This is a genomic window from Priestia sp. D3YE.R1, from assembly GCF_049199565.1.
Classification (GTDB): domain Bacteria; phylum Bacillota; class Bacilli; order Bacillales; family Bacillaceae_H; genus Priestia; species Priestia aryabhattai.
In genome coordinates, this window is the sequence record NZ_JBLTHW010000001.1 from 361,227 (window position 1) to 384,775 (window position 23,549).

Sequence of the window (23,549 nt, forward strand, 5' to 3'; positions counted from 1 at the left end):
TTAAATAATGTAAGCGTATACATTTTTTTAGGGGGAATAAAAATGAATTTTGAATTAACCAATGAACAAAAGATGATTCAACGAACGCTCAGAGAGTTTTCAGAGGCAGAAGTAGCACCGAATGCATTAGAGCGCGATCGAAGTAAGCAATTTCCGCTTGAGGTTTTTAAAAAGCTAAGTGAGCTTGGTGTAATGGGTCTTCCTTTTCCTGAAGAATACGGAGGCGGAGGAGCAGATACGGTTAGTTTTGCTATTGTCGTAGAGGAGTTAAGTAAAGCTTGTGGCTCTACAGGAATTACATACTCAGCTCATGTTTCGCTCGGGGGGGCACCTATTTATTTATTTGGAACAAAGGAGCAAAAAGAACAGTACCTACCTGCTTTATGCTCCGGGGAATCTTTTGGAGCGTTTGGTTTAACCGAACCGAACGCAGGAAGTGATGCGGGGGGAACGGAGACCGAAGCAGTGTTGAAGGATGGGACATTTAGGATTAATGGAAGTAAATGCTATATTACGAATGCCAGCTATGCAAAGTTTTTAGCTTTAACAGCTGTTACAAATCGTACAGAAGGGAAAAAAGAAATCTCAGCTGTTATCGTGCCTACAGAAGCTCGAGGTTTTACTGTAATAGACAATTACGAGAAAATGGGTCTACATGCTTCAAATACAACTGAACTTGTTTTAGAGGATGTTGAAGTGCCTGAAGAGAATTTACTCGGTGTAAGAGGAGAAGGTTTCAAACAATTTCTAATGACGCTTGACGGGGGAAGGATTGGAATTGGAGCAATGGCCGTTGGAATCGCTCAAGCTGCGTATGAAAAAGCACTGTCATATGCGCAGGAAAGAAAGCAATTTGGGAAAGCTATTTCATCGTTTCAAGCGATTCAGTTTAAATTAGCTGATATGGCGATGAAAATCGAGTTAGCAAGAAATATGGTATATAAAGCAGCGTGGTTAAAAGACCAAGGAAAGCCATTTACGAAAGAAGCAGCTATGTGTAAACTGTATGCTTCTGAAATTTGTATGGAAGTAGCCAGTCAAGCTGTTCAGATTCATGGAGGATACGGCTACATGAAGGAGTATCACGTGGAGCGGTATCTACGAGATGCCAAGCTTTTAGAAATTGGAGAAGGAACTTCAGAAATTCAGCGCTCGGTTATTGCAAGGCAAATTGGCTGTTAAGATACGCAATAAGAAATTAGTTAATTATGTAAATAAAACCCTTTCACTTATGAGCATTTTCAAGTAAAATAAAAGTGCTTATACTATTTTGTTATTTCTAGGGATGGGAATACATAAAGGGGGTATAGTGAGTGAAGCGAAATCCGCTAATACCATTTTTATTAATTGCGGTAATTGGGATTGCTTTAATGTTAACGCTTTCGTTCAACGGATTGAACAATGCAAAAGAAATTGCGGCTGAAAAAGAAGGCGGTGGCGCGGAACAGCAGGCTTCAGCTAAACCAGAAGAAATTTATCAAAAAACTTGTATTGGTTGTCACGGTGATCAGTATCAAGGTGGAGTAGGCCCTTCGTTAAAAGGAATTGGGAAAAAAGTTTCTCAAGACGAAATTGCAGATATTGTTGTAAACGGTAAAGGAAACATGCCGCCTGGGCTGGTTCCTCCGGAAAAAGCGAAGGAAATGGCTAAATGGGTATCAGAAATTAAATAGAGTTCAGAAACATGATTTTCTGGAAAGCCGCTCATTTATAAAGCAGGCTTTTTTTTTATGACTTTTTTATACGCATTGAGTTAAAAGGAAAACATGAAGAGAAATAGGAATCATGCAGCTATCTATGTTAAAATAATGAACAGTAATCACATAGAGAATAGGTGACAAAATGAATGAATTAAACTTATCAACAAGACTTGAAGAAGTAGTAAAGTCGATTCCTTTGGGAGCAAAGATAGCAGACATTGGCTCAGATCATGCGTACTTGCCGTGTTTTGCTTATTTAAATGGATATATTAGCGGCGCCGTAGCAGGAGAAATTACAGAAGGTCCTCTTCAATCGGCTATTCAGCAGGTGAAAAAAACAAACTTAACGGATGTTATTGATGTTCGAAAAGGAAACGGCCTAGAAGTAATATCACCGAATGAAGTAGACTGTATTACAATCTGCGGAATGGGCGGAACGCTTATTACGATGATTTTAGAAGAAGGAAAAGAAAAGTTAGAAGGAGTAAAAAGACTTGTGCTTCAGCCGAATATTGGCTCACATCATATTCGCAGCTGGCTGATTCAACATAACTGGGAAATCATTGATGAAAAAATCATCGAAGAAGACGGTCGTATGTATGAAGTCATCGTGGCTGAACCTGGAAATGCCTTAGCTCCTTATAACGGAGAAGTGGAAGCCGGTGTATTAATGGGCCCTATTTTAAAAGAAAAACGTTCTTCTGCTTTTATGACAAAGTGGACGCATGAGTTAAATCATCTTAAACAAATTGTCAGCCAAATGAAGCAGGCTCAGTCAGAGGAAAGCAAAGCAAAACTTCAAAAACTTACCCAAGACATCTCATTAATTGAGGAGGCGTTAAAATGAGTAAAATCCCTAACGGATTTCAAGTAATTGAAGCATTTGAATCATTTTCTCCCAAGCATTTAGCGGTTGAAGGAGATAAAATTGGTTTACAGATTGGAACGTTAAACAAGCCTGTAAAAAAAGTAATGGTAACGTTAGATGTTCTTGAAACGGTCGTAGACGAAGCGATTGAAAAACAAGTGGATTTAATTATTGCTCATCATCCGCCTATTTTTAGACCTCTAAAACAAGTGGTCACAGATCGTCCTGAAGGACGTATTTTAGAGAAATGCATCAAGCATGATATTGCCGTATATGCTGCTCATACAAACTTAGATATAGCTAAAGGCGGAGTAAATGACTTGTTAGCCGAAGCGTTGGGGCTAGAAGAGACAAAAGTGCTGGTTCCGACAACGTCTATTCAATTAAAAAAGCTAGCTGTATTTGTTCCTTCAAATGACGCTGAAGCAGTGCGCACAGCTATTTGTGAGGCAGGAGCTGGACATGTTGGCCTTTACAGCGACTGTACGTTTTCAACAGAAGGCGAAGGCACATTTAAACCTTCTTCAGAAGCCAATCCATACATTGGCTCAAAAGGAGAGCTAGAACGTGTCAATGAAACAAAAGTTGAAACTATTTTTGAAGCGGATCAACAAAACAAAATTATTCGTGCCATGCTCAGTGCTCATCCTTACGAAGAAGTAGCCTATGACATTTATCCAGTGGAACAAACGGGCGAGACGCTTGGACTTGGCCGAATTGGTAAATTAAAAGAAGAAATGACGTTAAAACAATTTGCTGCTCATGTTAAACAAGCACTGGATGTAGATGGTGTCAGAGTAGTAGGGTCTATGGATGCCACTGTGAAAAAAGTAGCTGTTCTTGGGGGCGATGGAAACAAGTATATTACAAACGCAAAATTTAGCGGGGCAGATGCCTATGTAACAGGTGATTTGTATTTCCACGTTGCGCATGATGCAATGGCAATGGGATTAAACGTTGTAGATCCTGGTCATCATGTTGAAAAAGTCATGAGACAAGGTGTAACGCGTGTATTAAATAATCTTTTTGCTGCGAAAAACTTTGAGTGTGAAGTATTTGATTCAAAAGTAGACACAAACCCATTTACGTTTATGTAACAAAGAAAGAAGGTGTTGACGAATGTCAACACCTTCTTTTGCGTCTATTAAGACGATTTTTTTGTTCGAACTTTTGGTAAAATCTTTGAAAGAGGCACGCTTTTTTCACGTGTCCAAGTTGTTTCATCTTCTGGATCGAACTGATCTAGAAAATTGATGACCTCTTTTGTAATTGGAGTAGGGGTAGAGGCGCCTGCCGTAACGGCTACGGTTTTCGCGTTCATCAACCATTCGATCTGAAGCTCTGAGATGTCACCGATACGATATGCCTCAGTGCCGGCAATCTCCATTGATACTTGAGCTAAACGGTTTGAATTGTTACTTTTAGGATCTCCTACTACGATTGTAACATCTGCTTCACCTGCTTGCTCAGCTACAGCTTCTTGGCGAACTTGTGTAGCTAAACAAATTTCCTTGTGAACTTCAGCGTGCGGATATTTTTCTTTTACTTTTTCCATTACATCTGCAACGTCCCACTGACTCATTGTTGTCTGGTTTGTTACAATGATTTTCTCGCGTTGAATATTTAAATGGGCTACGTCTTCTGCTTTTTCAATTAAATGAACGATATCTGGTGCGATGCCAAGTGCACCTTCTGGCTCAGGGTGATTTCGTTTTCCGATATAAATAACGTCATAACCTTCTTTTTCTTTTTGGCGAATAAGGTCATGGGTTTTTGTAACATCCGGACATGTAGCATCGATTGTTGTTAAACCTTTTTCTTTTGCTCGTTCTTTTACTTCGGGAGATACTCCGTGCGCCGTAAAAATAACGGTTCCTTCATTTATTTGGTCTAAGATTTCTAGGCGATTAGCACCGTCCAGTGTGATAATGCCGTCCTCTTCAAACGCATCTGTAACGTGTTTATTATGAACAATCATTCCTAAGATATAGATTGGTCGAGGCAATGATTTATCTAAAGCGGCGTTTCGTGCAATGACCATTGCGTCTACTACACCATAACAATAGCCGCGCGGTGCGATTTTAATAACTTTCATTTCAATTTCCTCCTCATCATAATCCTGACGAGCAATTCAACTCGCTTCTATTATATAAAAGAGGAAGGAAGAATACAAAGATATTCTTTTTTTACTCACTGTATTTCATTAAGGAGTCAGCTGATTTATCAAATATAAAGTTTTGGTTTAGACACTCGATCTCTAGAGGAAAGTTCAATTTCTTCTTCGAAGAAATCCAGCTCATCATCAGATGAATCCGTGCTTTCTGTGCCTGCTGACAAAACCTTACTGTCTTTACTTTCATCAGTTTCAGAAACCTCTGTTCCTTCTGCTTCGAGTACTTCATCTGTATCATCACTTGAGCGCAGGGCCTGATAGATTTTCCATAGAGAAGGAGCATTTTTGACAAGAGGTCCGTATTGTTGAATCATAGGTCCCATCGTTTCCGCAGCTTTTAACACTCGCTGAACATTTCCCATCATGGAGCTTAAGTTAGCAGGGTTCGTTAAACCTTGCAAACCTCCAAGCAGGGAAGAAGAGTTGGTCGCTCCTGCAGCACCTTGGGCTCCTGAAAGGCCTGAAAACAAAGAACCTCGAGGAGCAGCAGCTGCTGCTTGTTGAAAGGGGATGTTTCTATTGCCGCCTCTTCGGAATAGGCGAGTTAAGAAGTTACCTCCTCCACGGTTCAGGCCTTGCTGATTCGGGTAAAATGATTGTTGAGCATTTGTCTGCTGGGCAAAGTTACGAAACTGCTGTAATGGATTAAATTGGCCAAAGTTACCAGGTTGTTGCCCAAAACCGTTTTGCGGTGGCATTCCTGGCATCATTCTTCTTTGCATACCGGGTGGAAATGGTGGTCTTCGCTGTAGCAAAGGACGCACCTCCTTTAGTAAAGTAGATTTTCTTTTACTATCGTATGCAACTCGCGATAAAATGTTTTTGAAACAGGTAATAAGTTTTAGTAATATGAATGAGAAGTAGTCACAGAAGGAAAAATCGATTATAATCATATATTGTGCCTTAAAAGATGAACGTGAATGTAAAAAAGGAGACTATTATGGAAAAAACAAACTTTGAACGTTTTGAGTTTCAACCATTTTTAATAGAAGCAATTAAACAATTAGGTTTTTATCAACCTACAGAGATTCAGGAGCGCTTAATTCCTTCCGTTTTAAAAGGGGAAAGTGTAATTGGTCAGTCACAAACAGGGACGGGCAAAACACACGCTTATTTATTGCCTTTACTTGAAAAGGTAGATCCTAAAAAAGAAGAAGTACAAGTTGTGATTACCGCTCCAACTCGTGAGCTTGCTTCTCAAATTTATCAAGAAGTATTAAAGCTAACAAAACACAGTGCTGAAGGAGAAGAAATCTCAGCAAAATGTTTCATCGGTGGTACAGATAAACAGCGTACAATCGACAAATTAAAGAAGCAGCCTCAAGTTGTCGTAGGAACACCGGCTCGTTTGTTTGATTTAGTAAATGAAAAAGCGTTAGTTGTGTACACAACTAAAGCGCTAGTAGTAGACGAAGCTGATTTAATGCTTGATATGGGATTTTTAGAAGATGTGGACCGTTTGGCAAGCAATATGCCTGAAAAATTACAGATGCTTGTTTTTTCAGCAACTATTCCTGAAAAACTAAAGCCATTCTTAAAAAAATACATGGAAAATCCAAAATTTACGCATGTTTCGCCAAAGCAAGCGGCAGCGGCTAAATTAGAGCATGTATTAGTTCCACTACGTCATCGTAACAAGTTTAAGCTGCTGCATGATATGCTTATTTCGTATAACCCTTATTTAGCTATTGTCTTTACAAATACAAAGAAAATGGCGGACGAAGTAGCAGATGATCTACTGTCTAAAGGCTTAAAAGTAGGAAGAATTCACGGAGACTTATCTCCTCGTGACCGTAAGAAAATGATGAAACAAATTAATAATTTAGAATTTCAATACGTAGTAGCGACAGATTTAGCAGCTCGCGGTATTGATATTGAAGGAATTTCACACGTCATTAACTTTGAGCTTCCTTCAGATCTAGATTTCTACATTCACCGCGTAGGACGTACAGCTCGTGCCGGTCATTCTGGAATTGCTGCTACAATCTTCGATGTGGAAGATGAAGATGCAGTAAATAAGCTGGAGAAAATGGGGATCGAATTTGTAAACAAAGATCTTCAAAAGCAAGAATGGGTTTCCATTGATGACCGCAACCGTCGTAAAAAGCGTGTGAAGAAAGCGGATGAAGTTGGAGAAGAGGCACATCGCTTTATTCAAAAGCCGAAGAAAGTAAAGCCTGGCTACAAGAAAAAACGTGCTCGTGAAATTACAAAGTACGTTCAAAAGAAAAAGCGTAGTGAAAGACGCAACAATCGTTAATCGCAATAGGTTAGAGGTGTAAAAAGGAATGTTGAAAATTGGTTCTCACGTATCGATGAGCGGCAAAAAGATGCTTTTAGGAGCAAGTGAAGAGGCAGCTTCTTACGGAGCAAATACGTTTATGATCTATACAGGCGCTCCACAAAATACTCGTCGCAAAAAGATTGAAGAGCTTAATATTGAAGCTGGTCTTTTGCATATGAAAGAGCATGGAATGAAAGATATTGTTGTACATGCTCCCTATATCATTAATTTAGGAAATACAACAAAGCCCGAAACATTTGAGCTTGGAGTAGATTTCTTAACGTCTGAAATTCAGCGCACCCATGCTCTTGGCGCAAAGCAAATTGTTCTTCATCCAGGGGCTCATGTGGGCGCTGGAGCAGATGCCGGTATTCAGCAAATTATCAAGGGTCTAAACGAAGTATTGACAGCTGATCAAGAAGTTCAAATTGCGCTTGAGACAATGGCTGGAAAAGGAACAGAGTGTGGAAGAAGCTTTGAAGAAATTGCCCAAATTATTGATGGCGTGACGCACAATGAAAAGCTCTCTGTTTGTTTTGACACATGTCACGTACATGATGCTGGTTATGATATCGTTCAAGACTTTGACGGTGTATTAAATGAATTTGACAAAACCGTAGGAATACAGCGAATTAAAGTGCTTCACATCAATGATAGTAAAAATGTATGCGGTGCTCGAAAAGACCGTCATGAAAACATTGGATTTGGTGAAATCGGATTTGGTGCACTGAATTATATTGTTCATCACCCAGCGTTTAAAGATGTTCCTAAAATTCTAGAAACTCCTTATGTAGGAGAAGATAAGAAAAATAAAAGAGCGCCATATCAATTGGAAATTGATATGATTCGTGCACAAAGCTTTGATTCAGAGCTAAAACAAAAGCTTATGTAATTTCATATGTGATTGAAAGAGGTCATGTCTATAGACATGACCTCTTCTTTTACATCAACTGCTGAAATAATTCGTTCACTCGTCTGGCAGTTTCACGATCTGTTACTTGAGCAATTTGTTTGATTAAATTTCGGCGCTCTTCAAGGTTATAAATATTTACGGGCTGCTGTCTAATGACGGATACAAGGGTGTGTGCCTGCTGATCTGTAATGGGGATGTTGTATTGTTTGCTATACTTTAAAAGCTCTTTCGGGGTAATGTTGTTTACTTTCTTATTGACAATCTGCTGTACAATTTTCATATGATTACCTCCTCGTCATATACAGTTTATGAATAAAAAAGAAAGATGTGACTATATTGTGTAATAAAACAACATTTTGAGTCAGATAAACTTACGGAGGCAAGAAAGCGAAGGAGTGAAACGGCTTAGTTTACAAATAAAAGACAATCCTGTATACTACATTAATGACTAAATCGTAATGATTCTGAGAAAGTAAATGGGTAACGGAGTATACGATAGAAACCGTGCCCTCTTTTGTATGGAGAAATATAAAAAAAAGAATGGTGAGGCGCATATGAATACACCTGATATCATTGAAATTGATCATTTATCATTTCAATATGATGGAGTGAATGTATTAGAAGATATAAGTTTTTCAATTCCAAAAGGAGCTTTTTTAGGTCTCGTTGGTCCAAATGGTTCTGGGAAATCAACGCTAATCAAATGTTTGCTTGGTTTGCAAAAACCATCTCAAGGTTCAATTCGTTTATTTGGAAAAGATCAGAGAAGGTTTAAAGAACGAAGTAAAATTGGATATGTATCGCAAAAAGCGAATAGTTTCAACAGCGGCTTTCCTGCTACCGTTTTTGAAGTGGTTTCGACGGGTCTTACTTCAAAATTAGGTTTGTTTCGCTTTATGAATGCTTCTCATAAACAAAAAGTAAAAGAAGCGGTAGAAGCAGTGGGGATGAGCGAATTTTTAAATCGAAACATAGGAGAACTATCCGGTGGTCAGCAGCAGCGAATTTTTATTGCACGCGCGCTTGTAAGTGAACCGGAGCTGTTAATTTTAGATGAGCCCACGGTCGGGGTGGATGCACAAAATGTGTACACTTTTTATGAGCTTCTTGAAAAGTTAAATAAAGAAAAAGGAATTACGCTTGTGCTTGTTACTCACGATATTGGCACTGTCTCGGAAAAAGTAACCCACGTTGCATGTTTAAATAAATTTCTACACTTTCATGGGAATGCCAAAGAATTCGAACAGCTTTGTGAACATGACGTATCAATGTTTTATGGCCATAATGTTCATGTGTTAACCCATGATCATCATCATGGAGGGCAGCACGTATGATAAGCAGTTTATTTCAATTTGAGTTTTTACGAAATGCATTTTTAACCGGTATGATTATAGGTGTCTTGGCTCCTTTATTGGGGACATTCATCGTAGTGAGACGCCTTTCTTTAATCGCAGACGCTTTAAGTCACGTAACGCTAGCGGGAATTTCTGCGAGCTTGCTGCTTAGTCAAAAAATAGGGTTTATGCAAGGAGTGAACCCGGTTTATTTAGGAATGGTGTCTTCCGTTACAGGCGCTCTTTTTATTGAAAAACTTCGAGGAGTCTACAAGCATTATCAAGAGCTCGCTATTCCGATTATTTTATCGGGCGGAATTGGTATTAGTGCCATTTGTATCTCGCTGGCGGACGGTTTTAATAATGATTTAATGAATTATTTGTTTGGAAGCGTGAGTGCGGTGAGTCGTTCGGATCTTTGGACAGTTGTTGTCATAGCCGTATTTGTAATAGCTATTGTCTTTTTCTTATATAAAGAATTGTTTATTTTATCGTTTGACGAGGAGCATGCTTCTGCTTCTGGAATTAAATCCAAGTGGATGCACTTTTTATTTATTGTGATGGTTGCTCTTGTCATTGCTGTATCGATGCGTATCGTCGGTATTTTATTGGTGTCATCTCTTATGACTCTTCCTGTAGCAGCAAGCATTCGCTTAGCGAGAGGCTTTAAACAAACGATTCTGCTTTCGGTGATTTTTGGTGAAATATCTGTTTTAGGCGGATTATTTTCAGCGTACTACTTGGATTTAGCACCAGGGGGTACAATTGTTGTCATCGCTGTTGTTATTTTAATCATATCTATTATGATTAATAAAGGACGGAAGGGGAAACAAAAATGAATTTAACTGAAGCCATTCATTTATTAAAAGATCAAGGATATAAACATACGGGAAAACGTGAAGAAATGCTTGCCCTGTTTTCAAAATCAAATAAGTACTTAACGGCAAAAGATGTATTAGAATATATGAAGCCTGATTATCCTGGTCTAAGTTTTGATACAATCTACCGTAATTTATCATTATTTGTGGAGTTAGGCGTACTTGAAATGACGGAGCTTTCGAGCGAAAAGCACTTTCGATTTAAATGTGCAACCGCTCATCATCATCACCACTTCATTTGTTTAGATTGTGGAAAAACAAAAGAAATTGAAGCTTGTCCGATGGAGTATGTAGACGAGGATTTGCGAGGGTATAATATTACAGGCCATAAATTTGAAATTTACGGTCAATGTATAGAATGTAATCAATAAAAAAGAGAGGGCGCTATGCACCTCTCTTTTTTATTTTTGCTGTTCTTTTAACCAGTTGGCTACCCACTGATCTGCTTCTAGCCAATTGTATACGCGAACCACTCCTTTTGGAACAGGCAAGCGATTATAAGGAGTATCAAATAAGATAACGGGAATATCGCATTCTTCACTGATTTCACAAGCATTATCATGTTTGTCTTCAAAAAAGATATCAACATCGTATCGTTTTGCTGTCTCAACTTTAAAATGAGAGCCGACTAATTCAATGTGATGAAACGATAGTTCATTTTTTTGAAACCATTCTTCCGTGACGTCTAATAGCTTATCGTGCCTTGCACTAATAAAGAATAATTCGTGCTTTTGATGCCACTTTTGCAAAACCGCTTTTGCATCGTCTGCAAGGGGAGAGGTTTCGTAAATAGAGCGTTCATTTGCTTTAAACCATTTACCAAGTTCTGCAGGTGATACATTTACAAAAGGGCTGAAATCATATTCTGTAATATCTTCAAGTGTTAAATTTAAGTTAAAGGCTTTATTTAAATGAGGAACAAAAGTTTCAGGAGAGGTAACAGTTCCATCAATGTCAATTCCAAACTTTTTTGTCAACTACGTGCACTCCTTTAGTACGTTTATTCTACTTAGATGCTTGATTATTCTTGTCTAGTGTAACATAAAGCCTAAAGAGAAACAGTAATACTTTTTATACTCCTTAAGAAAAAAGATAAGGATGATTATGCGGTGTGGGAATCGTGTAGGTATTTATGTTTGTAAGAAAATGAGCAGCTGTATAAGATTAACACTTATAATTTTTTCTCCCATTCAGATACTATAAATGCTCCTTATTTACGAAAGCGAGGGATTAAGCATGGAGAATGAAGAACAAAGGCGTAGAAAAGATGTATATGAAGCTGATTTCATGGAAGAAACTGCGGCTGAAGTGGGCGTTCCTGACCGAGTAGGAGAGCCTCATGCAGAGCGTGAGGTTATAGATATTGATCGCAATCGCAATCATGAAGTCGCAGGACGAGGAGAAGGAACGGGATACGGTCGTTTCGCACTCGTACTTTCGATTCTTTCACTATTCTTTTTACCAATTATTCTTGGTGCCGCTGGGATTATTCTAGGGTTTATCGCACGCAGAAAAGGAGCACTTACGCTAGGAGCATGGGCAATAGGGATCGGGGTTGTATCGATTATTGTCGGTACGTTTATATTACCGTTCTTTTCATAAAAAAAGCGAGGTGCATATGCGCCTCGCTTTTTTTGGTTATGATTTAGCTGCAGCTTTTTCAGCTTCTTGCTTTGCGTGATATTCAGCAGCGATTTTATCAATTTCTTTTTTCAGTTCCTCAACCATTGTTTCTTCAGGAACTTTGCGTACGATTTCACCTTTGCGGAATAGAAGACCTTCACCGCGTGCTCCTGCAATCCCGATATCAGCTTCACGAGCTTCACCAGGGCCGTTTACAGCGCAGCCAAGTACCGCTACTTTAATCGGTGCTTTTACAGTTGAAATATACTCTTCCACTTCATTAGCAATGCTAATTAAATCAATTTCAATACGTCCGCAAGTTGGGCAAGAAATAAGAGTTGCAGCATTGGAAGCTAAACCGAATGATTTTAGCAATTCGCGCGCAACTTTTACTTCTTCTACAGGATCCGCACTTAAAGAAATACGTAATGTATTTCCGATACCTTTAGATAAGATAGCGCCAAGACCTGCTGCACTTTTTACAGTTCCTGCAAATAATGTACCCGATTCTGTAATTCCTAAGTGAAGAGGGTAGTCAAATGCTTGAGCAGCTTTTTCATAAGCTTCAATTGCCAAGTTAACATCGGATGCTTTCATTGAAACGATGATGTCATGGAAATCAAGGTCTTCTAAAATTTTAATGTGATGAAGTGCACTTTCTACCATGCCATCTGCTGTCGGATAGCCGTATTTATCTAAAATACGTTTTTCCAGTGAACCGGCGTTAACTCCAATACGAATTGGAATATTTTTAGCTTTTGCAGCATTTACAACAGCTTCCACTTTTTCACGGCGTCCAATATTACCTGGGTTGATACGGATTTTATCCGCTCCGCCTTCGATTGCTTTTAACGCTAAGCGATAGTCAAAATGAATATCTACAACTAACGGAATGTTAATGCGTTTTTTAATTTCAGGGATTGCATCTGCTGCGCGCTCGTCTGGACAAGCAACACGAACAACTTGGCATCCTGCTTCTTCTAAACGTTTAATTTCTGCAACCGTTGCTTCAACATCATGTGTTTTAGTGGTTGTCATACTTTGAATAACTAATTCGTTACTGCCCCCAATTGTTAAATCTCCAACTTTAACGGGGCGTGTTTTTGTACGATGTATAATTTCACTCACGTGATAATCTCTCCTTCAAAATGAAATCAAGAATTTGAATTCATTAATAGAATAACTCTTTATGAACAAAATAACTAGTAGAAAGTACTACCTTAGCTATTTTAACAATGACTATCCTATCTTGACAAGAAGAATGCTGTCATTACTTGTAAATAGGGAACTTATACGTTTTTCCAATTTGAATATCTTCAGGCGCTGTACCATTATTTAACTTCTTAAAGTCTTTAATCATTTGGTTCATGGAAACCGGTATCGATTTTTTTGTAAGCTCCTCAATTACGGACAAAACTGTATCGCCTGGCTTAATTTTTATTTTTGTATAGATGGAAGAAGAGCTGGCGGCTTTTGTTTCTGCAGGCTGCGCTTTGCTGACTTGAACTGCTTCAGTAGCAGTGGGAATGGTCCCGTATTTAATGTCGTAGTGACAAATATATCCGATAAAAGCGAAAGCGGCTAATGCACATAGCTTTTTCATTATGCTCCTCCTTCATTCTTTTGCTTATGTGTAAAGCCTATGCTTGTCTTACTTAAATATGATTGGAGAACGAAAATTGAAAGAAAAATTAATGATTGTTTCATTAGGCTTATTGCCTTTAATCATGGTGCTGGGAAATTCCATGCTCATTCCTCTGCTGCCGAGCATTCAAAAGTCACTTCACTTAAGCGGAGTTCAAACCAGTTTAATACTGAGTGCATTTTCGATTCCAGCCGCATTGTGTATCCCTGCTGTAGGGATTTTATCAGACCGGTATGGGCGTAAAAAGTTAATCATATATTCACTCATCATGATGATAATAGGTAGTGTCATCGCTGCTAGTAGTGCTTCATTCTCTTCTGGAAGCTTTGCTGTGTTGATGGCTGGCAGAGTGATTCAAGGGATTGGAGCTGCAGGTACTACAACGTTAGCAATGGCATTAACTGGAGATGTATTTACAGGGGAAAAAAGAGCAAAAGTCCTCGGGATTTTAGAAGTATATAACGGAGCTGGAAAAGCGGTTGCGCCTATAATTGGAGCATCGGCAGCACTCGTCGTATGGTATGCCGCATTTTTGGTCTATCCTTTAGCTGCAGGCGCTGCTTTAGTAGGTATAGCGATGTATGTGAGAGAAGCGAAAACAGGTTCGGATTCAGTATCTGTTGGAAAGTATTTAAAGAGAGCTATTGGGATTGTTTATGATAAAAGAAAATCGCTTTTTCCTTTATTCTTTGTCGGGGGATTGGGGTTGTTTTTATTATTTGGCATTTTATATTATTTATCTTTTTTAATAGAGGAAACGTATCATATAGACGGTTTTTTCAAAGGAACCGCTTTTTTATTTCCTCTTGGCGCGATGACCATCGTTTCTTATTGGACCGGTCAGCGAATCAAAACAGATGTAGAGCTCATGAAAAAATTGATGATAGTAGGAATGATTCTTTTATTCGTAATGTTTGGAGTATTAACGATGATTTACACGCTTCCTGTGCTGATGTTTTGTTTGACAGTTGCCTTTGGCGGCTTAGGATTTGTTCTTCCGTGTATTAATATGATGATTACTTCAGCAGCTTCAGACGAAGAAAGAGGGTTTATTGTATCCATTTATGGAACGGTGAGATTTTTAGGAGTGGCGTTGGGACCTGTTGTTTTTGAAGTGTGGATGCATACTGAAAGGCTGATGTTTATTTATAGCTTTCTACTGCTCGCAGCAGGAGGGTTATGGGTTTTGTATCAGTTGAAAATTCTTTCTTCTGCAATGGGAAGAAAAGTTGTACAGAAATAAAGAGGCTGAGACTTAACTAAATCACTCCAATCACCAGCTAGAAGCATCTACATACATGAAAACCGCGTTCACCATATCAATAAAAAAATCCGAACGAGTTGAATTCTCTATCAAGAATCTAGAGTCCTCGTTTGGATTTTCCTTCAACTAAAATACGTTTGTCCCAGCCTCTTTATTAGGTTTTACCTTTTTTCTTATAGGAATCCTTGTGACGAGCAATAAGTAAATGAAGAACGTTCCTATCCAGTAAAGAGAGCTGTGCGTTGCTAGAGACAAAGAAAAAGCTTCAAAAAGCGTATAAAGCAGTGTGAAGGTTACCGTACTATAAGCGCTCAGTGCCCATAGCTGCTTAAAAGGAATCTGGTTTTTGGTAATGAGTCCAATCAGCTTTCCAAGATAAGCAAGGCAGGTAATAGAAAGGAAGCTTAGTCCAGCTGTTAATACGTACAGTAAAAGCATAGCGATAGGGACAAGTATGTATAAAGAAAATTTTTGTTCGTGCAGCAAGTTTAACAGTTCATTTTTATCTTTATGATGCCAGTTTAGCAACTCATATGAATACGTTTGTGTTTGTGAATTAGTCGTGATATATATTCCATCCTTTAAAAAACCAATTGCATGAGCAGGGGAATGAAACCGTTCAATAGACTGTGAGGGGTTTAAGATAAAAGCGGTACCGTTTACTTTTTTTGTGAAAGGTTGACTTGACGTAAGCTGTGAATTTGAGATAGCAAAAGAAGAAACAGATTTCGGGAGATCTGTAGTAGCGATATGATAGCCGTTTACAATCGTCAAAGCCATAAAGAAAAATGTAGGCAGCAAAGAAATGAATGTTAAAAACAGCACAAAGCCAATTGTTTTATTCGTATGCTCAAAGCGAAGCGATCTTATTTTTTGGAAGGAAGTAAAACTCCATGCCATCTTTTTCAGCATGCTCATTGTAAAGCCTCCTATTATTAAAAATTCTGATTATAACCTATTTTATAGCGAAAATTTAAGGTTTACAATAGATTTTAGAAACCGTTACCAATTACAATGATACGATGGAGCGCTTTGTTAAAAGCATATCTTTATATGTACAGATTTTGCTGTCATTGTTTTTGGAGATATTACCGGCAGCTTGAGGACCGTGCTGTTAATATTGCAGTGGTACACTCGAAAATCGTTATCTGAAGACGTATTCGAAAGTAAAATAAAGGAAGGTCTCGTGGTGCAAGGTCTTTCTTTATAGGAGTGGTTATTGTATGATAAATAGTAATAATAAAAAGGATAGGTGCGGGCATGGCTATTTTATGTTGGGCATTAGTTATCATTAGCTTTGTTGTATCGTTTATTGGGTTGGTTTATCCCATCATCCCAAGCGTGCTGTTTGTAGCTCTAGGATTTGTTATATACGGTTTATTTTATGATTTTAGCTCCTATAGCTGGTTATTTTGGGTGATACAAGGATTGTTAGTTGTCGCACTTTTTTTAGCAGACTATATAGCTAATATTATTGGTGTAAAAAAATTCGGAGGCACTAAAGCAGGCGTTTGGGGAAGCACAGTTGGGCTGCTTGTGGGTCCGTTTGTTATTCCGGGATTTGGGATTATTTTAGGGCCGTTTATCGGAGCGATTGTAGGAGAACTGATTGTTCATCGGACCACAATTAGCAACGCAGTAAAAATTGGAGTAGGTTCGGTTATTGGCTTTTTTAGTGGCGCTATCTCGAAAGGATTTATTCAACTGTTGATGATTGCCTATTTTTTATATGCTGTTTTAAAATAATATATTGACTTTAGGCCAAAAACATGTTAAATTTTTAATGTCGCTAGTAAATGTTATATTGTTCCACAGTAGCTCAGTGGTAGAGCTATCGGCTGTTAACCGATCGGTCGTAGGTTCGAGTCCTACCTGTGGAGCCATGGCGGTGTAGCTCAGCTGGCTAGAGCGTACGGTTCATACCCGTGAGGTCGGGGGTTCGATCCCCTCCGCCGCTATTTTTCAATTTACGTTTGTGACATACATAATTCATATTGTTCCACAGTAGCTCAGTGGTAGAGCTATCGGCTGTTAACCGATCGGTCGTAGGTTCGAGTCCTACCTGTGGAGCCATGTGGACCCTTAGCTCAGCTGGTTAGAGCAGACGGCTCATAACCGTCCGGTCGCAGGTTCGAGTCCTGCAGGGTCCACCATTTATAGGGTTGGAGGAATACCCAAGTCCGGCTGAAGGGATCGGTCTTGAAAACCGACAGGGGTGTTAAAGCCCGCGGGGGTTCGAATCCCTCTTCCTCCGCCATACTATTGTCTATTCAAAGCTTCTTTTGAGAAAAAGAAGCTTTTTTTATGTTTAAAAGAATAGCGAATGGGAATTAGGTAAATATAAATCATGGATTAGGTACTTTTTATTTGAAACAGTAGGGTAAATTTGCTAATCTAAACGTATATGGTGCTTTTGCGCCAAAATGCTTACATATTTTGAAGGAGGAATTATTCATGGCTTACAAATTACCAGAACTACCTTATGCATACGATGCACTGGAACCACATATCGACAAAGAAACAATGAATATTCACCACACAAAACATCACAACACATATGTTACAAACCTAAACGCTGCTGTTGAAGGCAAAGCGGATTTAGAAAGCAAAAGTATTGAAGAGTTAATTTCAAACTTAGATGCTGTTCCTGAAGATATCCGTACAGCAGTACGCAATAACGGTGGCGGTCATGCCAACCACTCATTATTTTGGACAATCCTTTGCCCTAACGGCGGCGGTGCTCCAACTGGTGAATTAGCAGACGCTATCGCTAGCAAATTCGGAAGCTTTGATCAATTCAAAGAAGAATTTGCAAATGCAGCTAAAACTCGCTTCGGTTCTGGCTGGGCTTGGTTAGTTGTAAATAACGGCGAATTAGAAGTAACAAGCACACCAAACCAAGATAGCCCATTAATGGAAGGCAAAACGCCAATTCTTGGTCTAGACGTTTGGGAGCACGCTTACTACTTAAATTATCAAAACCGCCGTCCAGATTACATTTCAGCATTCTTTAATGTTGTAAAATGGGACGAAGTTGCTAAGCGTTACGACGCTGCAAAATAAGCTGAAGACGTATTTAAGAGCCAGTAAAGTAATTATTACCTTTACTGGCTTTTTTGTTTTCCAATTCTTTTACATATCTCCTTTTCTTTTTCACACACTAGGTGTAGAAGAGAAAAGGAGTTTTTTGATATGCCTTTATTAAAAAAAGTAGTTGGAGATGTAGAAGTTAGTAAAGATTTACTTTTGCTTTTAATTATAGGCGGTCTTTACGCCTTGGCTATTTCAATTTCCAATTCGTTTGTTAACATTTATCTGTGGAAACAATCAGGCGAATTTTCGGATCTCGCTATTTATAATTTAGCGGTAGTGGTGCTTCAGCCGCTTACGTTTATTTTAGCAGGTAAATGGGCCAAACGAATTGACCGGGTTGTGGTTTTAAGGTTAGGCGTATCTTTTTTGGCTGTTTTTTATATCGCTGTATTAGTCAGTGGAGCTAACGCAGCCGAGTATTTAGTATTGCTTGGTGGACTGCTAGGGATAGGATATGGCTTTTATTGGCTCGCTTTTAATGTGCTAACTTTTGAAATTACTGAACCCGATACAAGAGACTTTTTTAACGGATTTTTAGGGATCTTAAACTCTTTTGCAGGGATGATTGGTCCTTTAGGAGCGGGCTTCGTTATTTCCGCTTTGTATGAATCACTTGGGTATAAAATTGTGTTTGGTGTATCTCTGCTATTGTTTGTCGGTGCCGTTGTGCTTAGTTTTTTTATTACAAGACGCGCAGCTGAGGGAGTATACAAATTTAAAGAAGTATGGGCTGAACGAAAAGTCAACAAAGACTGGAATCGAATATTGCAGGCTCATTTCTTTCAAGGATTGCGTGAAGGTACGTTCATTTTTGTCGTATCCGTCATGGTATTTATTACAACAGGAAGTGAATTAGCTTTAGGAACTTATGGACTGGTGAATTCAGCGGTTGCATTTGTAGGATACTATGTAGCCTCAAGGTTTATTAAGCAAAAAAATCGCCTTCGATTTATCTTCACGGGGGGCCTCCTTCTCTATGGCGCAGTCTTTTTGCTTATCTTTAACTTATCGTATCCAAAGTTAATTATATATGCTGTTTGCATTGCCATTGCCTATCCTATTTTGTTGGTTCCATTTATCTCTCTAACGTACGATGTAATTGGACGGGCAAAAGACGTTGTTTCAAAAAGAATTGAATACATTGTTGTCAGAGAAGTATTTCTTAATATTGGGCGCGTCGTTTCCATATCTTTATTTTTAATAGCTGTGCTATTTTTTGATGAAGCAAAAAGCATTCCCATTTTATTAGCTATTGTTGGAGCTGGGCATACGATCATTTATTTTTGTGTGAGACATATCTCACAGCCTCTGCACAAAAAAGAAACGACTGTTACTCCTCCAGTATTAAATGAAGGAGACGGAGAGTCTCCAGCGTAGAGTATTGTCAGCTCCTTCATTTGTACTATGGAAAATGTATCGCTTTTCTTTTAGAATAAATACGTTGTGTAAATAGGCACCTGCCAGGTGTCTATTTATTTGCTAAATATCTGATTTTATGGTGTTATGGTATATATGTTTTATAAAGTGTAGGTGTTGGTATGAAAAAGAAAAAAAGAAGAAAAAGTCACGTGCCTTTTCGTGTGAACTTACTTTTCTTGACCGTATTTGCCCTATTTTCCGTATTAATTTTGCGGTTGGGACTTGTTCAAATTGTGTACGGTGAGAATTATGAACGAGAAGTCGAAAAAACACAGGACGTTACAGTCAGTACGCCTGTTCCTCGAGGGAAAATGTACGATCGGTATAACCGCGTAATTGTAGATAATACCTCTTTAAATACGATTACATATACTCGTTTTCAAGGAAACACAGCTGAAGAAAGGCTGCGCATCGCTAAAAAGTTAGCCACTATGATCGATGTTCCTTACGCCACAAATGTGATTGATATTCCAGAAAATAAAAAGAATAAAGATGCTAAAAACGTGGTAAAAATTACAGAACGCGACATGAAAGATTATTGGATTATGCTTCACCCTAAAGAAGCGGAGCAGAAAATTACGAAAGCTGATCGCAAAAAAGTTCAAGATGGTGAAATGACTGATGATGAACTGTATCAACGTCAGTTAGACCGCATTTCTAAAAAAGATTTAGAAAGTTTAAAGAATGATTTAGAAGTTCTAGCTATTAAGCGCCAAATGGAGGCAGGTTATTCTAACACCCCGCAAATTGTTAAAAGCGGTGTGACAAATGAAGAGTATGCCGTTGTAAGTGAGCACTTAGATGAACTTCCAGGTGTGGATACAACAACGTATTGGGATCGCTCATACCCAGAAAACAGCACTCTCCGTACTTTGCTTGGAAATGTATCCTCTGCCAACGAGGGTCTGCCCAAAGATAAAGTACAGTATTACTTATCAAGAGGATATAGCCGAAATGACCAAGTTGGGACGAGCTATTTAGAGAAGCAATACGAAGCTCAGCTCAGCGGTCAAAAAGAAAAAGTCCAGTATGTAACAGATGATAAAGGAAATCTCCTTGATACAATTCAAGTGTCTAAAGGCGAACGGGGCAGTGATTTAGTTTTAACTATTGATATGGAGCTTCAAAAAGCAGTAGAAAAACAAATTACGGACCAGCTTTTAGCCAAAAAGAAAATGAAAGGAACTCAGTTTTTAGACCGTGCTTTTGTAATTATGATGGATCCTCACACAGGAGAAATCTTAACAATGGCTGGTAAAAAATACACCATTGATAAGAAGACTGGGGTACCTAAAATAGAAGATTTTGCATTAGGGAATATTTCAACATCTTATACAATGGGCTCTGTTGTAAAAGGGGCAACGGTTCTGGCTGGCTTAGATTCAGGAGCTATTAAGCCAAACACAGTGTTCGTTGATGAACCGTTAAAAATTAAAGGAACACCAATTAAGAAATCAGCTGAGGCTGAGGGGTTAGGACCCTTAACGTATTCATCCGCGTTAAAATATTCATCCAACGTATTTATGTTTAAAACGGTAATGGCGATGGCTGGATTACAGTACCATAAGAACATGACTTTACCGATTAAACCTGACACATTCAGCGAACTGCGTTCGTACTACAGTCAGTTCGGCTTAGGCGTATCAACAGGCATAAACCTCGATAACGAATCAACAGGTGTACAAGGCGGAAGCAACGTTCCAGGTACAGCACTTGATTTAGGAATTGGTCAGTATGATACGTACACGCCGCTGCAGCTTGTGCAATACACTTCTGCAATAGCTAATGGAGGGTATCGCATCAAGCCGCAGCTGGTAAAAGAAATTCGAAAACCAACGATAAAGACCGATGAAATTGGCGGTACGCAGCATTCATTTGAACCTGATGTGTTAAATCGTATCACGATGAAAGAAGAATACATTAAAGATGTTCAAAATGGCTTTAAGCGCGTTACGCAGGAACAAGGCGGTACAGGGTACGCAGCTTTCCATACAGCGAACTATAATCCTGCTGGTAAATCAGGAACGGCACAAGCCTATGAGAAAAACCCAAGCGGAGGGGATCCGATTAAAGTTAATAATTCAAACTTTGTCGCCTTTGCTCCGGCAAATGACCCTGAAATTGCAGTAGCTGTCGTGGTACCATCGGCATTTGTGCCAAGTGCACCAAATACCATTACAAAAGAGCTTGCTCGTTCTGCGCTCGATACGTATTTTGATTTAAAGAAAAAAGGTGAACAACAAGTAAAAGATCAAGAAGAGAATCAACAGGCTGTCATTGCAAACGACGCCAATTAAAGAAGCTGGGAAAAAGCATATTAGTTGAAATAAGATCCGAACGACGTTGATTAAGAATCAGCTTCGTTCGGATTTTTTTATTGGTAGAGTGAACGTAGATTAAATCAATTTAGCTATGTCTCAACCTCTTCATTTTTTTAGAAATCTTTACATATATGGTTTTTTATTGAATTTAAGGGTCGTAAGAACTAGTTTTCTACCTAAAAAACACGCAGATAGACCTTCGTTTACAAAAGCTTTACATTGAATTAAAACACAATTAATAGTCGGCTATTATTCTGTAAGTGTAAGGATTAATAGGAAATGATCAAAATAAGGGGAAGCGTTTCGGCTTCTCGTATTTATTTACACTGATAGTAAACAATAGATATTAAATAGATATAGAGAGACTTTTATTGTGCTCAAAACGGTTAAAGAAGATGAAGGAGGATTATCCAATGGCAATAACAATGGAATTAACTAACAAAGAAAAAGTAAATACTCCGCAAACAAAAGAAATTGTATATAAAACAAAAGGTTTGAATTTATGGTATGGCAACACACATGCTTTGAAAAATATTGATTTAGACATTCATGCTAACGAAGTTACCGCGATCATTGGTCCATCAGGCTGCGGAAAATCAACATATATTAAAACGTTAAATCGTATGGTAGAAATGACCCCAATTGTCCGCACATCAGGTGAAATTGAGTATAGAGGAAAAAATATTTTTGATAAATCGTACCATGTGGAAGAGCTGCGCACGCAAGTAGGAATGGTTTTCCAAAAGCCAAATCCGTTCCCAAAATCTATTTATGATAATATTGCGTACGGTCCAAGGATTCATGGCGTTCGCAACAAGAAAAAACTAGATGAGATTGTTGAAAAAAGTTTACGAGGAGCAGCTATTTGGGACGAAGTTAAAGATCGTTTGAATCAAAATGCGAATGGGTTGTCAGGTGGACAACAGCAGCGTATCTGTATTGCGCGCTGCTTGGCTATTGAACCCGACGTTATTTTAATGGATGAGCCTACTTCTGCACTCGATCCAATTTCAACATTAAAAGTAGAAGAATTAGTACAAGAATTAAAGAAAGACTTCAGTATTATTATTGTTACACATAATATGCAGCAAGCGGCACGTATTTCAGATAAAACAGCATTTTTCTTAAATGGAGAAGTGGTAGAGTACGCAGAAACAGATAAAATCTTCTCAATGCCATCTGATAAACGCACAGAAGATTATATTACAGGTCGTTTCGGTTAAGACATACAAGGAGATGGGATAAGTGGTTGTACGCGAAAAGTTTCATGGTGATTTAAAGATATTACGTGAAAAATTATTAGAAATAGGGCGCTTAACGCATGAGGCGCTATCAAAATCAATTGAAGCGTTGCAAACAAGCAACGTTGAGCTGGCGCTAGAAATTATCGACGGCGATGCATACGTGGATGACTTAGAAGAAGAAATCAATGACCTAGCTATCTTGCTTATTGCAAAGCAGCAGCCGGTGGCTATCGATTTAAGACGTATCATTGTGGCAATTAAAATTGCTTCGGACGTTGAGCGTATGGCAGATTTTGCGGTTAACGTAGCAAAATCGGCTATACGAATTGGAAATGAAGAATTAATTAAGCCGTTAGAACATGTGAAGAAAATGCACGATATTTCAATTGAAATGCTGAGTCTTTCGTTAAAAGCTTATCACGAGGAAGATCTTGTTTTAGCTAAAAAAGTAGCGGAAATGGACGATGAAGTGGATGAGCTTTACGGAATAACAATCAAAGAACTTTTAAGTCTTGCTAAAGAAAAGCAGGAGGCTATGAACCAAATTACGCAGCTTTTATTTGTAGCCCGCTATTTAGAGCGTATGGCTGATCATACAACGAACGTAGCAGAAAGCGTATTTTACCTTGTGAAAGGCAAACGCTACGATTTAAACGAATAGTAGAAAAACCTCTTCTAATAAGCGAAGAGGTTTTTTTGTTAGTACATTACAATCACTATGTTTATCTTAGTTTTTAACACAAATCGACAAATTGTGTTTATTGTGGCAACTTTTTCTGAATGGTAAGAT

At 38.6% G+C, this 23,549-nt stretch carries 24 protein-coding genes and 5 tRNA genes; 22 read left to right on the top strand and 7 right to left on the bottom strand.

Annotated features, from left to right (window positions below):
- Positions 1–42: 42 nt before the first annotated feature.
- From ACOZIR_RS01845 to ACOZIR_RS01860, 4 genes are all read left to right on the top strand, one after another.
- Positions 43–1,182, top strand: a complete 1,140-nt coding sequence (locus ACOZIR_RS01845; protein ID WP_328120127.1) for an acyl-CoA dehydrogenase family protein — start codon at positions 43–45, stop codon at positions 1,180–1,182.
- A 131-nt stretch (positions 1,183–1,313) separates the two neighbouring features.
- Positions 1,314–1,673, top strand: a complete 360-nt coding sequence (cccA, locus tag ACOZIR_RS01850) for a cytochrome c550 (protein ID WP_013059217.1) — start codon at positions 1,314–1,316, stop codon at positions 1,671–1,673.
- Between the two features lie 169 nt (positions 1,674–1,842).
- Complete coding sequence (locus ACOZIR_RS01855; RefSeq protein WP_310878991.1) at positions 1,843–2,547, top strand: tRNA (adenine(22)-N(1))-methyltransferase TrmK; 705 nt, start codon at positions 1,843–1,845, stop codon at positions 2,545–2,547.
- A complete protein-coding gene (locus ACOZIR_RS01860; RefSeq protein WP_328120128.1) occupies positions 2,544–3,665 on the top strand; it encodes a Nif3-like dinuclear metal center hexameric protein in 1,122 nt (373 codons plus the stop codon). The genes ACOZIR_RS01855 and ACOZIR_RS01860 overlap by 4 nt, the downstream gene beginning before the upstream one ends.
- Before the next feature lie 47 nt (positions 3,666–3,712).
- On the opposite strand, the gene ACOZIR_RS01865 is transcribed toward ACOZIR_RS01860, so the two are convergent.
- Together ACOZIR_RS01865 and ACOZIR_RS01870 are read right to left on the bottom strand one after the other, a co-directional pair.
- Positions 3,713–4,663 (bottom strand): 4-hydroxy-3-methylbut-2-enyl diphosphate reductase, encoded by a 951-nt coding sequence (locus ACOZIR_RS01865; protein ID WP_045292072.1) that lies wholly within the window; start codon positions 4,661–4,663, stop codon positions 3,713–3,715.
- A gap of 128 nt (positions 4,664–4,791) precedes the next feature.
- Positions 4,792–5,496, bottom strand: coding sequence for a YqfQ family protein (locus ACOZIR_RS01870; RefSeq protein ID WP_045292071.1), 705 nt, complete (start codon positions 5,494–5,496; stop codon positions 4,792–4,794).
- A gap of 185 nt (positions 5,497–5,681) precedes the next feature.
- Here ACOZIR_RS01870 and ACOZIR_RS01875 point away from each other — a divergent pair, with 185 nt between their 5' ends.
- The gene (locus ACOZIR_RS01875; protein ID WP_013059212.1) at positions 5,682–7,001 is read left to right on the top strand and encodes a DEAD/DEAH box helicase; all 1,320 of its coding nucleotides are present in this window, start codon (positions 5,682–5,684) and stop codon (positions 6,999–7,001) included.
- Between the two features lie 28 nt (positions 7,002–7,029).
- Positions 7,030–7,917, top strand: a complete 888-nt coding sequence (locus tag ACOZIR_RS01880; RefSeq protein ID WP_221814297.1) for a deoxyribonuclease IV — start codon at positions 7,030–7,032, stop codon at positions 7,915–7,917.
- Between the two features lie 49 nt (positions 7,918–7,966).
- Here the strand turns inward: ACOZIR_RS01880 and ACOZIR_RS01885 are convergent, their stop codons facing one another.
- Positions 7,967–8,218, bottom strand: coding sequence for a DUF2624 domain-containing protein (locus ACOZIR_RS01885; RefSeq protein ID WP_013059210.1), 252 nt, complete (start codon positions 8,216–8,218; stop codon positions 7,967–7,969).
- Between the two features lie 274 nt (positions 8,219–8,492).
- On the opposite strand from ACOZIR_RS01885, the gene ACOZIR_RS01890 reads away from it, so the two are divergent.
- The 3 genes from ACOZIR_RS01890 to ACOZIR_RS01900 are packed head-to-tail and all read left to right on the top strand — an operon-like array spanning position 8,493 to position 10,521.
- Positions 8,493–9,272, top strand: a complete 780-nt coding sequence (locus ACOZIR_RS01890) for a metal ABC transporter ATP-binding protein (RefSeq protein ID WP_028411634.1) — start codon at positions 8,493–8,495, stop codon at positions 9,270–9,272.
- On the top strand, positions 9,269–10,111 hold the full coding sequence (locus tag ACOZIR_RS01895) for a metal ABC transporter permease (protein ID WP_028411633.1): 843 nt from the start codon (positions 9,269–9,271) through the stop codon (positions 10,109–10,111). The genes ACOZIR_RS01890 and ACOZIR_RS01895 overlap by 4 nt, the downstream gene beginning before the upstream one ends.
- Positions 10,108–10,521 (top strand): Fur family transcriptional regulator, encoded by a 414-nt coding sequence (locus ACOZIR_RS01900; RefSeq protein WP_013059207.1) that lies wholly within the window; start codon positions 10,108–10,110, stop codon positions 10,519–10,521. Before ACOZIR_RS01895 ends, ACOZIR_RS01900 begins: the two co-directional genes overlap by 4 nt.
- A 30-nt stretch (positions 10,522–10,551) precedes the next feature.
- Here the strand turns inward: ACOZIR_RS01900 and ACOZIR_RS01905 are convergent, their stop codons facing one another.
- Positions 10,552–11,127, bottom strand: coding sequence for a 5' nucleotidase, NT5C type (locus tag ACOZIR_RS01905; protein ID WP_045292069.1), 576 nt, complete (start codon positions 11,125–11,127; stop codon positions 10,552–10,554).
- A 259-nt stretch (positions 11,128–11,386) separates the two neighbouring features.
- On the opposite strand from ACOZIR_RS01905, the gene ACOZIR_RS01910 reads away from it, so the two are divergent.
- A complete protein-coding gene (locus tag ACOZIR_RS01910; protein ID WP_421535500.1) occupies positions 11,387–11,752 on the top strand; it encodes a DUF4190 domain-containing protein in 366 nt (121 codons plus the stop codon).
- Between the two features lie 36 nt (positions 11,753–11,788).
- Here the strand turns inward: ACOZIR_RS01910 and ispG are convergent, their stop codons facing one another.
- Together ispG and ACOZIR_RS01920 are read right to left on the bottom strand one after the other, a co-directional pair.
- A complete protein-coding gene (gene ispG / locus ACOZIR_RS01915; protein WP_201763664.1) occupies positions 11,789–12,892 on the bottom strand; it encodes a flavodoxin-dependent (E)-4-hydroxy-3-methylbut-2-enyl-diphosphate synthase in 1,104 nt (367 codons plus the stop codon).
- A 151-nt stretch (positions 12,893–13,043) separates the two neighbouring features.
- A complete protein-coding gene (locus ACOZIR_RS01920) occupies positions 13,044–13,376 on the bottom strand; it encodes a hypothetical protein (protein ID WP_033579687.1) in 333 nt (110 codons plus the stop codon).
- 76 nt (positions 13,377–13,452) lie between these two features.
- Between ACOZIR_RS01920 and ACOZIR_RS01925 the strand changes: the two genes are divergently transcribed.
- A complete protein-coding gene (locus tag ACOZIR_RS01925) occupies positions 13,453–14,661 on the top strand; it encodes an MFS transporter (RefSeq protein WP_328120129.1) in 1,209 nt (402 codons plus the stop codon).
- A 147-nt stretch (positions 14,662–14,808) separates the two neighbouring features.
- Here ACOZIR_RS01925 and ACOZIR_RS01930 read toward each other — a convergent pair whose 3' ends face one another.
- Positions 14,809–15,600 carry a DUF1189 domain-containing protein gene (locus tag ACOZIR_RS01930; protein ID WP_328120130.1) on the bottom strand — a complete coding sequence of 264 codons (792 nt, stop codon included), beginning with the start codon at positions 15,598–15,600 and terminating at the stop codon, positions 14,809–14,811.
- Positions 15,601–15,942: 342 nt separating this feature from the next.
- On the opposite strand from ACOZIR_RS01930, the gene ACOZIR_RS01935 reads away from it, so the two are divergent.
- The 11 genes from ACOZIR_RS01935 (at position 15,943) to phoU (ending at position 23,420) form a co-directional block, all read left to right on the top strand.
- Positions 15,943–16,428 (top strand): DUF456 domain-containing protein, encoded by a 486-nt coding sequence (locus ACOZIR_RS01935; RefSeq protein ID WP_045292065.1) that lies wholly within the window; start codon positions 15,943–15,945, stop codon positions 16,426–16,428.
- Between the two features lie 62 nt (positions 16,429–16,490).
- Positions 16,491–16,565 (top strand) — tRNA-Asn (locus tag ACOZIR_RS01940).
- A gap of 1 nt (position 16,566) precedes the next feature.
- Positions 16,567–16,640, top strand: a tRNA-Met gene (locus ACOZIR_RS01945).
- A gap of 40 nt (positions 16,641–16,680) precedes the next feature.
- Positions 16,681–16,755, top strand: a tRNA-Asn gene (locus ACOZIR_RS01950).
- Between the two features lie 3 nt (positions 16,756–16,758).
- Positions 16,759–16,835, top strand: a tRNA-Ile gene (locus ACOZIR_RS01955).
- An 11-nt stretch (positions 16,836–16,846) separates the two neighbouring features.
- Positions 16,847–16,939, top strand: a tRNA-Ser gene (locus tag ACOZIR_RS01960).
- Between the two features lie 197 nt (positions 16,940–17,136).
- The gene (sodA, locus tag ACOZIR_RS01965; RefSeq protein ID WP_013059198.1) at positions 17,137–17,745 is read left to right on the top strand and encodes a superoxide dismutase SodA; all 609 of its coding nucleotides are present in this window, start codon (positions 17,137–17,139) and stop codon (positions 17,743–17,745) included.
- A gap of 129 nt (positions 17,746–17,874) precedes the next feature.
- A complete protein-coding gene (locus tag ACOZIR_RS01970) occupies positions 17,875–19,152 on the top strand; it encodes an MFS transporter (protein WP_047749833.1) in 1,278 nt (425 codons plus the stop codon).
- Between the two features lie 161 nt (positions 19,153–19,313).
- Complete coding sequence (locus ACOZIR_RS01975; RefSeq protein ID WP_071270613.1) at positions 19,314–21,491, top strand: peptidoglycan D,D-transpeptidase FtsI family protein; 2,178 nt, start codon at positions 19,314–19,316, stop codon at positions 21,489–21,491.
- Between the two features lie 449 nt (positions 21,492–21,940).
- Entirely contained in the window at positions 21,941–22,738 is a 798-nt protein-coding gene (gene pstB / locus ACOZIR_RS01980) for a phosphate ABC transporter ATP-binding protein PstB (RefSeq protein WP_370506071.1), read from the top strand.
- Between the two features lie 22 nt (positions 22,739–22,760).
- Complete coding sequence (gene phoU / locus ACOZIR_RS01985; protein ID WP_045292064.1) at positions 22,761–23,420, top strand: phosphate signaling complex protein PhoU; 660 nt, start codon at positions 22,761–22,763, stop codon at positions 23,418–23,420.
- Positions 23,421–23,549 lie beyond the last annotated feature (129 nt).

Coding starts and splice junctions, on each gene's coding strand:
- ACOZIR_RS01975 (WP_071270613.1), top strand. CDS start 19,314: ATGAAAAAGAAAAAAAGAAGAAAAAGTCACGTGCCTTTTCGTGTGAAC.
- sodA (WP_013059198.1), top strand. CDS start 17,137: ATGGCTTACAAATTACCAGAACTACCTTATGCATACGATGCACTGGAA.
- ACOZIR_RS01900 (WP_013059207.1), top strand. CDS start 10,108: ATGAATTTAACTGAAGCCATTCATTTATTAAAAGATCAAGGATATAAA.
- ACOZIR_RS01970 (WP_047749833.1), top strand. CDS start 17,875: ATGCCTTTATTAAAAAAAGTAGTTGGAGATGTAGAAGTTAGTAAAGAT.
- ACOZIR_RS01935 (WP_045292065.1), top strand. CDS start 15,943: ATGGCTATTTTATGTTGGGCATTAGTTATCATTAGCTTTGTTGTATCG.
- ACOZIR_RS01880 (WP_221814297.1), top strand. CDS start 7,030: ATGTTGAAAATTGGTTCTCACGTATCGATGAGCGGCAAAAAGATGCTT.
- ACOZIR_RS01920 (WP_033579687.1), bottom strand. CDS start 13,376: ATGAAAAAGCTATGTGCATTAGCCGCTTTCGCTTTTATCGGATATATT.
- ACOZIR_RS01860 (WP_328120128.1), top strand. CDS start 2,544: ATGAGTAAAATCCCTAACGGATTTCAAGTAATTGAAGCATTTGAATCA.
- pstB (WP_370506071.1), top strand. CDS start 21,941: ATGGAATTAACTAACAAAGAAAAAGTAAATACTCCGCAAACAAAAGAA.
- ACOZIR_RS01895 (WP_028411633.1), top strand. CDS start 9,269: ATGATAAGCAGTTTATTTCAATTTGAGTTTTTACGAAATGCATTTTTA.
- ACOZIR_RS01845 (WP_328120127.1), top strand. CDS start 43: ATGAATTTTGAATTAACCAATGAACAAAAGATGATTCAACGAACGCTC.
- ACOZIR_RS01910 (WP_421535500.1), top strand. CDS start 11,387: ATGGAGAATGAAGAACAAAGGCGTAGAAAAGATGTATATGAAGCTGAT.
- ACOZIR_RS01885 (WP_013059210.1), bottom strand. CDS start 8,218: ATGAAAATTGTACAGCAGATTGTCAATAAGAAAGTAAACAACATTACC.
- ACOZIR_RS01930 (WP_328120130.1), bottom strand. CDS start 15,600: ATGAGCATGCTGAAAAAGATGGCATGGAGTTTTACTTCCTTCCAAAAA.
- ACOZIR_RS01875 (WP_013059212.1), top strand. CDS start 5,682: ATGGAAAAAACAAACTTTGAACGTTTTGAGTTTCAACCATTTTTAATA.
- ACOZIR_RS01890 (WP_028411634.1), top strand. CDS start 8,493: ATGAATACACCTGATATCATTGAAATTGATCATTTATCATTTCAATAT.
- ACOZIR_RS01855 (WP_310878991.1), top strand. CDS start 1,843: ATGAATGAATTAAACTTATCAACAAGACTTGAAGAAGTAGTAAAGTCG.
- ACOZIR_RS01865 (WP_045292072.1), bottom strand. CDS start 4,663: ATGAAAGTTATTAAAATCGCACCGCGCGGCTATTGTTATGGTGTAGTA.